The sequence below is a fragment of the Deferribacter autotrophicus genome (assembly GCF_008362905.1).
GTDB lineage: Bacteria > Chrysiogenota > Deferribacteres > Deferribacterales > Deferribacteraceae > Deferribacter > Deferribacter autotrophicus.
On the sequence record NZ_VFJB01000005.1, the window covers coordinates 48,994 to 62,643 of the forward strand.

13 protein-coding genes are annotated in these 13,650 nt (G+C 33.6%); 6 read left to right on the plus strand and 7 right to left on the minus strand.

The features are described 5' to 3' along the window. Positions 1–42: 42 nt before the first annotated feature. Positions 43–1,995 (plus strand): replication restart helicase PriA, encoded by a 1,953-nt coding sequence (priA, locus tag FHQ18_RS06170; protein ID WP_149266294.1) that lies wholly within the window; start codon positions 43–45, stop codon positions 1,993–1,995. 47 nt (positions 1,996–2,042) lie between these two features. Here the strand turns inward: priA and scpC are convergent, their stop codons facing one another. Both scpC and FHQ18_RS06180 read right to left on the minus strand, forming a co-directional pair. Continuing rightward, complete coding sequence (scpC, locus tag FHQ18_RS06175) at positions 2,043–3,611, minus strand: succinyl-CoA:acetate CoA-transferase ScpC (RefSeq protein ID WP_149266295.1); 1,569 nt, start codon at positions 3,609–3,611, stop codon at positions 2,043–2,045. Positions 3,612–3,624: 13 nt separating this feature from the next. Continuing rightward, positions 3,625–4,419: a nitrilase-related carbon-nitrogen hydrolase gene (locus FHQ18_RS06180; protein ID WP_188020358.1), complete on the minus strand. Its 795-nt coding sequence runs from the start codon at positions 4,417–4,419 to the stop codon at positions 3,625–3,627. A 170-nt stretch (positions 4,420–4,589) separates the two neighbouring features. Between FHQ18_RS06180 and FHQ18_RS06185 the strand changes: the two genes are divergently transcribed. Together FHQ18_RS06185 and FHQ18_RS06190 are read left to right on the plus strand one after the other, a co-directional pair. Beyond that, complete coding sequence (locus FHQ18_RS06185) at positions 4,590–5,120, plus strand: macro domain-containing protein (protein WP_149266297.1); 531 nt, start codon at positions 4,590–4,592, stop codon at positions 5,118–5,120. Between the two features lie 2 nt (positions 5,121–5,122). Further along, on the plus strand, positions 5,123–6,400 hold the full coding sequence (locus tag FHQ18_RS06190; protein ID WP_149266298.1) for a sodium:solute symporter family protein: 1,278 nt from the start codon (positions 5,123–5,125) through the stop codon (positions 6,398–6,400). 22 nt (positions 6,401–6,422) lie between these two features. Here FHQ18_RS06190 and FHQ18_RS06195 read toward each other — a convergent pair whose 3' ends face one another. Further along, positions 6,423–7,076: a Crp/Fnr family transcriptional regulator gene (locus tag FHQ18_RS06195; RefSeq protein WP_149266299.1), complete on the minus strand. Its 654-nt coding sequence runs from the start codon at positions 7,074–7,076 to the stop codon at positions 6,423–6,425. A 121-nt stretch (positions 7,077–7,197) separates the two neighbouring features. Here FHQ18_RS06195 and FHQ18_RS06200 point away from each other — a divergent pair, with 121 nt between their 5' ends. The 3 genes from FHQ18_RS06200 to cysK are packed head-to-tail and all read left to right on the plus strand — an operon-like array spanning position 7,198 to position 9,883. Next, the gene (locus FHQ18_RS06200; RefSeq protein ID WP_149266300.1) at positions 7,198–7,620 is read left to right on the plus strand and encodes an RrF2 family transcriptional regulator; all 423 of its coding nucleotides are present in this window, start codon (positions 7,198–7,200) and stop codon (positions 7,618–7,620) included. 15 nt (positions 7,621–7,635) lie between these two features. After that, a complete protein-coding gene (locus FHQ18_RS06205) occupies positions 7,636–8,922 on the plus strand; it encodes an O-acetylhomoserine aminocarboxypropyltransferase/cysteine synthase family protein (RefSeq protein WP_149266301.1) in 1,287 nt (428 codons plus the stop codon). Between the two features lie 13 nt (positions 8,923–8,935). Continuing rightward, entirely contained in the window at positions 8,936–9,883 is a 948-nt protein-coding gene (gene cysK / locus FHQ18_RS06210) for a cysteine synthase A (protein WP_149266302.1), read from the plus strand. Positions 9,884–9,933: 50 nt separating this feature from the next. Here cysK and FHQ18_RS06215 read toward each other — a convergent pair whose 3' ends face one another. The 4 genes from FHQ18_RS06215 to FHQ18_RS06230 all read right to left on the minus strand — a co-directional run bounded on the left by FHQ18_RS06215 (position 9,934) and on the right by FHQ18_RS06230 (position 13,650). Then, positions 9,934–10,728, minus strand: coding sequence for an ABC transporter ATP-binding protein (locus FHQ18_RS06215; RefSeq protein ID WP_149266303.1), 795 nt, complete (start codon positions 10,726–10,728; stop codon positions 9,934–9,936). Continuing rightward, a complete protein-coding gene (locus tag FHQ18_RS06220; RefSeq protein WP_149266304.1) occupies positions 10,725–11,618 on the minus strand; it encodes an ABC transporter permease in 894 nt (297 codons plus the stop codon). Before FHQ18_RS06220 ends, FHQ18_RS06215 begins: the two co-directional genes overlap by 4 nt. Positions 11,619–11,621: 3 nt before the next feature. Continuing rightward, positions 11,622–12,581 (minus strand): ABC transporter substrate-binding protein, encoded by a 960-nt coding sequence (locus FHQ18_RS06225; protein WP_149266305.1) that lies wholly within the window; start codon positions 12,579–12,581, stop codon positions 11,622–11,624. 211 nt (positions 12,582–12,792) lie between these two features. Beyond that, the gene (locus tag FHQ18_RS06230; RefSeq protein ID WP_149266306.1) at positions 12,793–13,650 is read right to left on the minus strand and encodes a hypothetical protein; all 858 of its coding nucleotides are present in this window, start codon (positions 13,648–13,650) and stop codon (positions 12,793–12,795) included.

Below are 13,650 nucleotides of genomic sequence, written 5' to 3' on the forward strand. Positions count from 1 at the left end.
GATTTCAAGTTGTGGATAATTTAAGATTTTTATGAGGTTATTATGAGTGCACATTATAATTATTATAAAGTATTATTACCTATTCCTAAAAATGGAATTTTAACTTATAGATCTGAAATCTTCATTCCTAGAGGAAAGAGAGTTAAGGTTAGTTTGCGTAATAGAGTGGAGTATGGAATTGTTTTGGATGATGATATTCCTAATGAGAATATCTCTTATAAAGATATTTTAGAAGTTTTAGACGATGATTTTAAAATAAATGATAATTTCATAAAGCTAATATTTTCTATTGCAAGATATTATTGTAATGATGTTGGCGTTGTTTTAAACAGTTTAATTTCAAAGAAAATTTTCTTTTCTGATATAGAAATAAAAAATGAGCAAAAAATTATTAATAAAAAATCCTTCGTATTAAATGAAAAACAACAGGAAATTTTCAATGGTATAGTTAAAAAAATCAGCAAGTTTGATGTACATTATATTCACGGTGTAACAGGAAGTGGAAAAACTGAAATTTATATTAAGTTGATTGAAAAAATCATATCAGAAGGGAAGCAGGTTCTTTATCTATTGCCAGAGATAGCTCTGACGTCGCAACTTACAAAACGTATTAGCGAGAGACTTGGTTTTAATGTAGATGTTTATCACAGTAAATTAGCTTTTAAAAAGCGACAAGAAATTTTTTGGCGATTTGCTCTTGGTTACTCTAATATTCTTCTTGGTACAAGGAGTGCTCTTTTTATACCAGCAGATAATATAGGTTTGATAATTGTGGATGAGGAACATGAGAATACTTTAAAGCAGGATGAATCTCCATATATGCATTTAAGAGATATGGCTGTTCTTTATGCTAAACAATTGAACATTCCTATAATTTTAGGTTCTGCAACACCTTCCGTGGAGTCTTTTTATAATTGTAGAATAGGTAAGTATAATTATTATCACCTCGGTGAGAGATATAATAATAGTTTTATGCCATTAATTGAGGTTGTAAAATTAAACAAAGATGAAATGATTGGGAAGGTTCTATCTTTAAAGCTTTGCGATGAGATTGGAGAGCGGCTGAAAAGAGGTGAGCAAGTTATTCTTTTTTTAAATAAAAAGGGTTATGCCCATAACATGATTTGCAATGATTGTGGTTCACATGTTATGTGTCCTAACTGCACAGTAGGGCTAACATTTTATCAAAGACAAAGAAAGTTTGTTTGTCATTATTGTGGAGAATCCTTTGACAATTATATTTGTCCTGCTTGTGGTTCAGATTCTTTATATGAATACAGTTATGGAATAGAACATGTGCAGAAGGTGGTGGAGGAGCTTTTTAATGTTTCAGTCTTAAAGCTTGATACAAGTGAAATCACATCACATACTGCTCTTGAGAAGAAATTGAAGTTATTTGAAAACAAAGAATATCAAATTCTCCTTGGGACACAGATTATTGCCAAAGGGTTTAATTTTAAAGATGTTACATTGGTAGGCATTGTGGATGTGGACAGGTTATTGTCTATGCCTGATTTTAGAAGTTTTGAGCGGTGTTATCAGCTTGTACATCAGGTAGGTGGAAGGGCAGGGAGGTTTGATAAGCCAGGAAAAATTTTGATTCAAACCTTCAACACTGAAAATCCTTTTTTTAATTTTTTAAATGATACGAATTCCTTTTATAATTTTGAACTATCAAAAAGAGAAGCTTATGGTTATCCCCCTTATAAAAAATTATGTAGAATTCTTTTTGAGCATTCCAATAAGGAAAGATGCGAAATAACAGCATTTGAAGTAACTAATGTTATAAAAAACGAACTGGATGTGCAAGTTTTAGGGCCTGCAAAAGCACCTATTTTTAAAATAAGAAATAAATTTAGATATCAGTGTATTATTAAATCAAACACTTTGAAAGAGTTACACAATGCTTGTAAAATAGCATTGGAAAAATTCCATTCCTTTAAGAAGGGAAATATTTTAATGAAGATAGATATTGATCCTTACAATTTTATGTAAAAAAAGCCCGACACTTGTGTGTCAGGCTTTTTCGATTAAGTGATAAATTATTTAACTTCCCAGAATCTCATGGTGCCATTTTGCTGAAGACTTATATGCATTTTGAAGCATTCATCAAGCAGATGTGGCTCATGAGCATAACCTGTTTGCTTTTCTGCTCTTTCAAGATAATCAAGAAGATAATCTTTATAAGCAGGGTGAGCACATTTATTGATGATCTCGCGAGCTCTGTCTTTTGGTGCGAGTCCTCTGAGGTCTGCAAGCCCTTGCTCTGTAACAAGTACATCAATGTCATGCTCTGTATGGTCAATGTGAGATGCTTTTGGTACTACTGTTGATATACCGAATTCATCAGTTTTTGTCGCACGGCATGATGGTGCGTGCATAATTGACAGGTAAGCATTTCTTTCAAAATCGCCAGAACCACCTAGCCCGTTGATCATCCTTACACCTGCAACACATTCGGAGTTAGCATGGGCATAAATATCAAACTCGACAGGTGTATTCATACCAATACAACCTAATCTTCTAATAAGTTCTGGGTTATTAGAAATTTGCTGAGGTCTTAAAACTATTTTTGACTTATATTCCTCAAATTTATCAAAGAATCTCTTAAATCCGTCGTTTGATAGAGATAATGATGTTGCAGATGCGAAGCTGAGTTTTCCTGTATCAAAAAGGTCAAGCATTGTATCCTGAAGAACTTCAGTCCAAACCATAAGGTTTTCAAAGTCACCATCCACAAACCCACCTACAATAGCATTAGCAATATTACCAACACCAGATTGGAGTGGAAGAAGGTTTTTAGGAAGTCTTCCCATTTTAACTTCATGTTTAAAGAATTCCATAATGTGGCCGGCGATTGTCTTTGAAAGCTCATCTGGAGGTGTAAGAGCGCGGCCGTTATCAGGCATTTTTGATTCGACAATTGCTATAATTTTATCATGGTCACATGGAACATAAGTGTAACCAATTCTATCATTAACTTTTGTTATGAGGTAAGGTTTTCTGTATGGAGGTAAATCAGTGGAAAGAATATCATGCATACCTTCAAAACTTGGGACACCAGTATTAATCTCTACGATTATTTTATCTGCAATATCAATAATTTCTGGTGCAGAACCAACAGAACCAGCAAGTACGATTCCACCATCCTCTGTGATTGCAGATGCTTCGATTAGTGCGAAGTCAAGTTTACCGCCTCTATCTTTTGTATAAAATCCATATTTAAGGTCTTGAGCAAACATTGAAAGGTGTTTTGAACCAAAGCGAATTTTTCCGGCATTGATTGCCTTTTGAATGTTTTTACCTGTTTGATAAGGCCATCTTCTGTCAATCATATCAAGTTGAGCCCATCTGTCCTCTGTCTCTACCCCAACAGATGCGACTATGAAAAGATTGAATTTCCATTTCCCTTGAAGTCCATTTTGTTCTACGTAGTCAGCGAGAGCAATTGGCACTACTTTTGGATAACCAACAGGAGTAAAACCTGACCATCCAAGATCAAGCACCTTCTCCCCGGCTCCCGCTTCTTTGAAAAACTTAATAGTATCCTCAGGTTTCATAACTCTTGAAAGAAGACTTTTCTTGCGTATACGTTTTTCCAATTCAGACATATTACTCCTCCTTTTACCCTTTGTAGGGTTTTTTGTTTATTTCGAAAACTTCCATTGCATCTTTTAGGCTAGGTATAGTATCTCGTACCTCTTTTACCTTTGACATATCTAATGAAACAGTTGTGCTTAAGGGTTCTTCATCAGCGATAAAAACCTCATTCCCCCAAGGATCTATTACGACGGAGTATCCACAAGCTACTTCTTTGTTCTTTGTGCTTATTTTGTTTGCATTACAACCTACTATAAACGCTTGGTTTTCAATGGCTCTTGCTTTGATTAAAGTGAGCCAATGATGCTTTTTTCCTGCGGGCCAGATTGCTGGTACAAAGAAAAGCTCAGCTCCATTATACGTTGATAATCTAAAAAGTTCTGGGAATCTAATTTCATAGCAAGTATGTAGTCCAATTTTTGTTCCTTTATTTTCAAATACAGTTATATCATTACCCTTTTCAAAATAGATATCTTCTCTTAATGGAGAAAAAAGGAAATTTTTTCTATATTTAGCAATGATTTTAGATTTATTAAACACAAAAATTGTATTGAAAACTTTAGAATTGGATTGTTCAGGTAGAGATGAAACAATCAGTGTATCATCAGAAAGAATATTTTGTAACTCTTTTATAATATTAAAGGTATTTTCTGAGAATTTAAAAATGTTTTCATAATCAAAACCTGTTAACCACATCTCAGGTAAAATAATAAAGTCAGGTGACTCTTTTAGTAGAGCTGCTATTTCACTGAAAAATAAGCTTTTATTATTTTCAATATCTCCAAGTTTTACATAATTCTGAATTAAACCTATTTTCATAAGCATCCCTAATTGTATAAAAATTAGAACAATATTTCTAAAAAGTCAAGCATTAAAATCAATTAGAAGTGCATAAAATTTTCTATTTATTAAACTAATAGTTTGTGTTAGTAATATTTATCAGGTGGTATTTTGTATTATTTGTTAAAATCATAAGTGGAGGTGTCGGGGTGGAAAGAAAAGTGAATGAAGTTTTGATAATAATAAAACAGGGTGATATTACAAAGGAAAAAGTAGATGCAATTGTAAATGCGGCAAATTCTGCATTAAAAATGGGTGGAGGTGTAGCAGGTGCAATTAGAAAGGCTGGCGGAGAGAAAATACAGCAAGAATGTGATAAAATAGGTTATTGTCCTCTTGGGGATGCAGTTGTGACTAATGGCGGGAAATTGTATGCAAAATATGTTGTTCATGCAGTAGGTCCAAGATATGGGATTGATCCAGAACCGGAAAAGAATCTTTATAATGCTGTGTATAATTCGCTGAAAAAGGGAGAAGAAAAAGGTATCTCATCAATTGCATTGCCTGCTATCTCTACCGGCATTTTCGGATACCCATTAGATGAAGCAGCTGAGATTATTTTAAAGGCTGTTAAAGATTTTTGTGAGAAAGAAGCTAAGAGTATAAAAATAGTTGTTATGTGTCTCTTTTCTGATAAAGATTTAAAGGTTTTTGAAGCAAAATGTAGGGAAATTTGTTAGTAATGCTGCTATATAAAATTTTGTTTATTTTTACATTAATTGTTATTTCTTTTTATTCTGTTAAATATTCAAAAAAAGTAAAATCGAAAAATGATTTTTCTCTGGGGGGAAGGTCTTTTAGTAGTATAGATGTTTCGGCATTGATAATAGGAACTCTTGTAGGGGGAGCTTCAACTGTAGGGACTGTGCAGATGGCTTTTATCTACGGGATTCCTGCATGCTTATTTACATTAGGGAGTGGGATTGCTTGTTTGTTATTAGGGTTATTTTTTTCAAAACCTCTAAGGGAGAGTGAGGTTGTTACTGTTTCAGAATATATTGGTAGGTATTTTGGTGATGGTGTAAGAAGATATACAAGCTTTTTGAGTTCATTTGGGATGTTTATACATATAGTTGCTCAATTTCTTGCGGCAGGGGCAATAATATCTGCCGTTTTTGGCTTTTCATTTCAAATAAGTTTGTTCGTTACATTTATCTTATTAATAATAATGATTGTGAGCGGGGGAATTATAAGTTCTGCTGTTATTGGAAGATTTAAGATAGTAATTCTGTATTCTATGATGATTCTTTCGTTTTTGATTGTTTTGTTAAAGAGTAATTTTTTAAAGTCGGTTTTTGATGGGTTACCGTCTGGTAGACATTGGTTTTGGTTTCAAGATTATGGGTATAAAAGAGGTGTAATGGATTTGTTATCTATGATTATTGGTGTTATATCGACGCAAACGTATCTTCAGGCAATCTTTTCAGCAAGGAGCGTAAAAGAAGCAAGACAGGGTGCTTTTATTAGTGCTGCTTTAATTCCTCCTATAGGATTTATTGGCGTTGCTATTGGGTTGTATCTGAGGGTTTATCATCCTGAGGTAAGTGATTTGAGCGCAAAGGCACTTCCATATTTTATAGAGATTTATTTTCCAAAATTTATGGCAGCAGTGTTGAATGCGTCACTGCTTATAATAGTTTTAGGCACAGCTGCTGGCTTAACACTTGGTGTTTCAACAAACATGTTTAATGATTTGGTAAAAAAAGTAGATTCTCTTATTGGTATGAGAATGGCTACATTTTTTGTTATTGTTTGTGCTTTTGTGATTGTTATTTTTGGTGCTGGCTCTAAGATATTGGATTGGAGTTTTTTATCGATGGGGTTTAGAGGTTTTACGATTTTTCTTCCTTTGGTGTATATCCTTTTTGTTAGGAAGAAAATGGTGGGTAGATGGGAGAGGGTGGTTAAGTTTATGGTCTACATACTTCCAATAATTTATGTAATCTTTAAGATTTTATAATCGGCCGTATTATTATGAATGATTAATTTACTTCTTTTAAGATTTTGATGTTTTTCCCGTCAATAAAGATGATGCCTTCATCCTGTAATTTTTTTAATAATCTTGAAAATGTTTCGGCTCTAATACCAAGCATAAGTGCTATATCACCTTTTGGAGCTGGAAGTGTAATGGTGTCTGTTTTTTTCTGTTTGCTTAGAGTGTAAATGTAGTTTAAAAACCGTTTTTTTACATCATCGAGGGTGAGGTTTTCTATTTTGCTTAAAAGTTCTTTTATTCTTTTTGCCAAAGCTCCTATTAATTTCATTGAGAAATCAGGATTTGCTTTCAACTGGTCGAATAGTTTTTCAGCATCTATAGCAAGTACGGTAGAATCTTCTAATGCTTCAGCAGTTACTGGATAAGTTTTTTTAAGATACAATAGAATTTCAGCAAATATATCACCTGGTTTGACAAGATGTATTATGACTGTTTTCCCTTCATCATTTGTTTTATAAAGTTTTATTGCTCCAGAAACTAAAAAATAAACATTTGAGCCTTTTTCCTCTTCCATAAAAAGTATTTCTTTTTTTGAAATTTTTTTAATGGATGAAATATATGTGAGTTTTTCAATAATTTCGTCATCTGCTGTAGAAAGAAAGACATTTTTAAAAAAACGTAAAGCGTCTTTTTTATTCATAAAAATATTAATAATAAAATAATTTATGTTATGCAAGGTGAAATTAAAAACATAAAAAACATGATTTTTGTGTTGACAGTTTAATCAGTTTTATCTATTATACCTTTGAAAGGAGCTTGTTATGAATGTAACTTCAAAAACCATTTATGCTATTGTTGCTCTGATTGAGCTAGCAAGGCGGGAAAATGAATATTTAAAAGGGGCAACTATTGCTAAAAAATATGGAATCCCTCGTAGATTTCTTGAACTCACGCTTTCAGAGTTAAAAATCCATGGCCTTGTTGATTCCAAAAAGGGGGCTCATGGTGGATTTTTCCTTGTAAAGCAACCTGAAGAAATTTCTCTTTATGATATAATTAACATAACAGAAAGGGAGTTGGTTATATTTGATTGCAAGAAATTTATAGATAGCCAGGGTTGTGATATGTTGAGAATTTTCGATGAGCTAAATGAGGAGATTCTCTCAATACTAAAAAATGTTACGTTAAAGGATATATTGAATAAGGCAGAAAAAATATATGGAAGTTTAAACTTTATAATATAAGTGCAGGAGGAAGAAATGAAAAGAGTTGAAAGTTTACTGTTACATCACGGTTATACACCTGATAACACAGGTGCAAGAGCTGTCCCTATTTATCAAACGACATCTTATGTTTTTAAGAGTACTGAGCATGCTGCAAATCTTTTTGCGCTGAAAGAATTTGGAAACATCTATACAAGGCTTATGAATCCGACCCAAGATGTCCTTGAACAACGTCTTGCGGCACTTCATGGTGGTACCGCTGCTCTTGCAGTATCTTCTGGTCAGGCTGCTATAAGTTATGCGATACTGAATATCACAGGATTGGGAGATAATATTGTATCTGGTTCATACCTATATGGGGGGACATTTAATCTTTTTAATTATACTTTGAAAAAGCTGGGTAGGGAAGTGAGATTCGTGGATTCGTCAGATCCTGAGAATTTTAAAAAAGCAGCTGATGAAAATACAAAGGCATTTTATCTCGAGAGTATTGGGAATCCTAAAAACAATGTGAACGATTTCGAAAAAATTGCAGAGTATGCTCACGAATTAGGTGTGCCCTTAATTGTGGATAATACTGTTGCTCCTTACATTTTTAACCCCTTTGAATATGGTGCAGATATTGTTGTCTACTCTCTTACAAAATTTATGACAGGTAATGGAACAAGTATTGGTGGAGCTATTGTAGAGAAAGGGGATTTTAACTGGGCGAATGGAAAATTTCCAGAGTTTACAAATCCAGATGAGTCTTACCATGGATTGGTTTACTGGGATACTTTTGGAAATCATGATAAAGCTGTGGCTAAAGGCATTTCATTTGTTATTAAAATACGATTACAGCTTTTAAGGGATATGGGTGCATGTATAAGCCCATTTAATGCATTTATGATAATTGAAGGGCTGGAAACTTTACCTTTAAGAATGAAAAAACATTGTGAAAATGCAGTTGAAGTTGCGAAATTTCTCGAAAATCATCCAAAGGTTAGCTGGGTAAATTATCCTGGACTTGAAAGTCATGAAGATCATGAGAATGCAAAGAAGTATTTGAAAGGGAATTTTGGTGCTATCATAGGTTTTGGTGTAAAAGGTGGATATGAAGCAGGGATTAAATTTATCAATTCTGTGAAGATGATATCACACCTTGCAAATATAGGGGATGCAAGATCTCTTGTGATACATCCTGCAAGTACCACGCACCAGCAATTAACTCCTGAGCAGAGACTGGCCACAGGAGTTACAGATGATTTCATTAGATTGTCTGTAGGGATTGAAAATGTGGAAGATATTATAGAGGATTTAGATCAGGCGTTATCAAAAATTTGAAAGGAGTAGTATTATGAAATATTTTGATAGATATTTTTTTACAGTGGGTAATACACCACTTGTTGAGTTAAAAAGAGTAAATAAAAGTCTTGAAGGTAGATTGTTTGCAAAGGTAGAGAGCAGAAATCCAGCTTTTTCTGTGAAAGATAGGATTGGATATTCAATGATAATGGATGCCATTCAAAAGGGAAAATTGAAAGAAGGAATGGAAATAATTGAGCCTACAAGTGGAAACACTGGGATTGCTCTTGCTATGGTAGGGGCATCTCTTGGGTTTAAGGTAAAGCTTGCTATGCCTGAATCCATGAGTGTGGAAAGAAGGGCTATAATGAAGATGTACGGAGCTGAGCTCATTTTGACCCCAGCAGAAAAAGGGATGAAAGGAGCCATTGATAAAGTGGATGAACTTGTGAAAAATGAGCCTGATAGATATTTTACCCCATCTCAGTTTGAAAATCCGGCAAACCCAAAAATTCATGAGGCAACTACGGGGCCAGAAATATTTTATGCACTTAATGGAAATGTAGATATTTTTGTAGCAGGTGTTGGGACGGGCGGAACCATTTCTGGTGTTTCAAGATTTTTAAAACGAGTTTCTTTTAAACCTGTAAAAAGTGTGGCTGTGGAACCTGCAAAAAGTCCTGCAATTAAAAGTTTTCTGGAAAAAAGTGATTTTACTCCTGCACCTCATAAAATTCAGGGGATTGGTGCTGGTTTTATTCCAAAGAACTTAGACTTGAATGTGGTGGATGAAGTGGTTTCTATAGAAGATGAAGAGGCGATAGAATTTGCAAGAAGACTTTTTAAAGAAGAAGGGATAATGGCAGGTATCTCATCTGGGGCAAATTTTGCAGCGGCTTTTAAATTGGCAAGTTTAAAAGAAAATAAAGGAAAGAATATAGTGTTTATAGTGGCTGATACGGGGGAAAGATATCTGAGTACCGATTTATTTAATATTTAAATATGTTGAATTTAGGTGGGACTACATTTGTAGTCCCTACCTTGTTTAATTTATATTAATAACATTTTATCATCAGAGATTCCTTCGCCTCTGACTTTGCTGAACATATCAATAAGGTCTTTCACATCAAGTTTTTTACGCTCTTCACCTGAAATATCCAATATCACTTCACCTTTATCCATCATAATGGTTCTATTTCCAAGTTTTAATGCTTGCCTCATATTGTGAGTGACCATCATAGCTGTTAAATTGTATTCTTTTATAAAGTACTCGGTTAGCTCAATAATTTTTGTAGCTGTTTTTGGGTCTAATGCAGCTGTGTGTTCATCTAACAAAAGTATTTTTGGTTTTACGAGTGTAGCCATAAGAAGTGTAAGAGATTGTCTTTGTCCACCTGAAAGCAAACCAACACGATCTTTAAGCCTGTTTTCAAGACCTAGCCCCAAAATTTTTAGTCTTTCTTTAAAAAATTCTCTATCTTTATTTTTTACTCCTTTTGAAAACCAGCGTTTCTGTCCTCTTTTTTTGGCAATAGCAAGATTTTCTTCTATGGTAAGAGAAGCTGCAGTTCCACTTAAAGGATCCTGAAATACCTTACCGATATAATACGCTCTTTTATAATCACTAATTTTAGTAACATCTTCACCATCAATTATAATGGAGCCTTCGTCCGGAAAGAGGTAACCTGCAATGAGGTTTAACAGTGTTGATTTACCTGCTCCATTACTTCCGATAACCGTAACGAAATCTCCTTTGTTTATTTTTAAGGAAATATTATTGATGGCGAGGTTTTCGTTTACTGTTCCTTTGTGAAATATTTTTGTCACATTTTTTAATTCAATCATATTTTAATACCCATCTTTTTTCTTATTCCAGGGAAGACTAATGCTATTGTTACTAAAATTGCTGTAATAAGGTTAAGGTCGGAAGGACTCATTTGAAATGAGCCGATTCTAAAGCTTAGGGCAATTGCTATGGCAAACCTGTAAAGAAGTGATCCTATAATAACAGCAAAGATAGCCCTTAAAACAGTTCTGTCTTCAATTATAGCCTCACCTAAAATAACAGAAGCAAGACCTGCCACAATAGTACCTATTCCCATATTTACATCAGCAGAACCTTGACTTTGTGCTACAAGAGCTCCTGACAGTGCTACTAAAGCGTTGGAAGTTGCAACACCAAAAAGAACCATTCTGTCGGTGTTAGCTCCTTGTGCTTTTACCATTTTAGGATTATCTCCAGTAGCTCTCATAGCAAGTCCCATATCGGTGTGTAAAAACCAAATAAGTATTGCCGTGATTATGGCAAGGATAATTGAAAATATAATAGGGGTTAAAATATATTTTTCTAGACCGAACATATTTTCAAAAGGGGTGAAGATTGTATCGTATCCCAAAAGAGCTATGGTTGGTTGTCCCATAATCCTCAAATTTATGGAGTAGAGAGCAATCATTGTTAGAATGCCTGCTAAAAGGTGCAGAATTTTCAATTTTGTATTTAATAAAGCTGTAATAGCTCCGGCAACTGCTCCGGCAAAAGTAGCCACCACTACGGAAATATAAGGGTTTACACCTTTGACAATTAAAGTGGCTGAAACAGCAGCTCCTAAAGGAAATGTTCCATCCACTGATAGATCAGGAAAGTCAAGGACTCTGAAGGTAAGATATACCCCCAGAGCCATTATAGCAAAAACAACCCCCTGTTCAATTGCACCTAAAAACGCGTAAAAACTCATTTTCTATTTTATAACCTTTGTAGCTTTTTTTATCATTTCTTCAGGGACATTAACACCCATTTTTTTGGCTGCTTTTAAGTTAATGAAAAGTTCTAAGTCTTTTAAAGTTTCAACAGGGGTTGTTGCTGGATTTGCACCGTGAATAATTTTATAAACAATTTCACCAGTTTGCAGACCGAGTTTATAATAATTCATACCTAAGGAAGCTAAAGCCCCTCTTTCCACTGAGTCAGTATCTCCTGTTATTACAGGGATTTTATTATCATAAGCTACTTGAAGCACGGCTTCAAGGGCAGAAACCACAGTGTTGTCAGTAGGGATGTATATACCATCTACTCTTCCAACAAGAGATTTGGCAGCCATAAGAACGCCACTACTGTTAGTAACAGTAGCTTCTACCACATTCCAACCGTATTCCTTTGAGTATTTTTTTGTGAGTTTTACGAGTGTTCTACTGTTTGCTTCTCCTGCGTTATAAATTACTCCAATATTTTTTACTTTAATATTTAGTTCATTGAAAAGGTTTAACTGTTCTTTGACAGGACTCATGTCTGTTGTTCCGGTTACGTTGGTGCCGGGTCTTTCTAATGATTTTACAAGTTTTGCACCAACAGGGTCAGTTATAGCTGAAATTACAATCGGAATTTTCTTTGTAGCATTTGCTACAGCAAGTGCAGTAGGTGTTGCAATTGCGATAATGATATCTTTCTTGTCCCCCACAAACTTTTTTGCAATCTGGTTAGCTGTAGCGATATTACCCTGAGCAATCTGAATGTCGTATTCTATGTTTTTCCCTTCAATATATCCAAGTTCTTTAAGCTTATCGATTATCCCCTTTCTACATGCATCAAGGGCAGGATGCTCAACAATCTGAGTAATACCAACTTTGATTACTTTTGCATAAACAAAATTTGGCAAAATTAATAACATCCCTAACAATATAATACTTAAAAGCTTTTTCATTTTATCCTCCACAATAGTTTTTACAGGCGTTAACAATAAGTGATATTTGAAAAAATTTCAAGGGGTATGGTTAAAAAATATTGAATATAGTGTTAAGAGTTATAAATGTTGAATATTGAGTAATAAATAAAGATACGGTTTTATAAAGGTATAAAACTATTTTATGGGATTCTTTGTTTATTTAAAGGTTAAAGTGTAATGACTTTAATTATTATTTGGTATTATTTAATATTTTTGTGGTTTTGATATTTTTTAGTTTTAAACTTTTTTTGAGTTTTGCAATCATATTTACATCTTTTAAGGGATACAAACTTAAATCGTATAAATAATAAATGATTTTATCCTTCTTTATTACTGCTTTTAATTTTTTGCTTTTTACATATTGAATTGCTTTATTTTTATTTCCAAAATATTTGAGATATTTCACAGGTTTACCTGCAATATATTGGGATGCGCCTGGCGAAATGGCATACACTCTCCAGATAGTTTTTATAACTTTGTATTTTTTTAATTGTTTTAGGTGGAGATTGTATTTTTGAGCAAAAGATTTGAGTTTATTAAAATTAGTAGAATCTACTTTATAAAAAGTTAATTTATAATAATAAGTTATCTTTTTGGGTTTTTCTTTTTTAACTTCATTATTGGTAGAAGGTTTTGAGGGTTTATGGGTATTTGTTTTGTGTTTTATTTCATTTTTCTTAGAAAGGTCAGGTTGTTGTTTTGGAGTAATGCCATTATTTGTTTCATCTAAAATTTTTATTTCTGCTATTTTTACATATTTCTTTTCAGAGGGTTTTACAGTTTTTTTATCTGTTTTTATTTGAGTTGGTGTTTCGGTTTTTATTGGTTTTTGTGTAATTGTTTTATTTGGTTTGTGAAAAAGTTTATATGTAAAGAATCCTGCCAAGATGAGCAATATAAATGCTAATAAATAAGAAAGGGTCAGAAGATGGATTCTGACCCTTTTTGGTGACTTCTTTGAAGGTGTTTCTTCGATTTCCCCATGCTCAATTTGATAAATCTCAGAAAAGGATTTATCAAAATATTTGAGCAGATTTATTTTTGTCAT

Coding starts and splice junctions, on each gene's coding strand:
- priA (WP_149266294.1), top strand. CDS start 43: ATGAGTGCACATTATAATTATTATAAAGTATTATTACCTATTCCTAAA.
- scpC (WP_149266295.1), bottom strand. CDS start 3,611: ATGTCTGAATTGGAAAAACGTATACGCAAGAAAAGTCTTCTTTCAAGA.
- FHQ18_RS06180 (WP_188020358.1), bottom strand. CDS start 4,419: ATGAAAATAGGTTTAATTCAGAATTATGTAAAACTTGGAGATATTGAA.
- FHQ18_RS06190 (WP_149266298.1), top strand. CDS start 5,123: ATGCTGCTATATAAAATTTTGTTTATTTTTACATTAATTGTTATTTCT.
- FHQ18_RS06195 (WP_149266299.1), bottom strand. CDS start 7,076: ATGAATAAAAAAGACGCTTTACGTTTTTTTAAAAATGTCTTTCTTTCT.
- FHQ18_RS06200 (WP_149266300.1), top strand. CDS start 7,198: ATGAATGTAACTTCAAAAACCATTTATGCTATTGTTGCTCTGATTGAG.
- FHQ18_RS06205 (WP_149266301.1), top strand. CDS start 7,636: ATGAAAAGAGTTGAAAGTTTACTGTTACATCACGGTTATACACCTGAT.
- cysK (WP_149266302.1), top strand. CDS start 8,936: ATGAAATATTTTGATAGATATTTTTTTACAGTGGGTAATACACCACTT.
- FHQ18_RS06215 (WP_149266303.1), bottom strand. CDS start 10,728: ATGATTGAATTAAAAAATGTGACAAAAATATTTCACAAAGGAACAGTA.
- FHQ18_RS06220 (WP_149266304.1), bottom strand. CDS start 11,618: ATGAGTTTTTACGCGTTTTTAGGTGCAATTGAACAGGGGGTTGTTTTT.
- FHQ18_RS06225 (WP_149266305.1), bottom strand. CDS start 12,581: ATGAAAAAGCTTTTAAGTATTATATTGTTAGGGATGTTATTAATTTTG.
- FHQ18_RS06230 (WP_149266306.1), bottom strand. CDS start 13,650: ATGACAAAAATAAATCTGCTCAAATATTTTGATAAATCCTTTTCTGAG.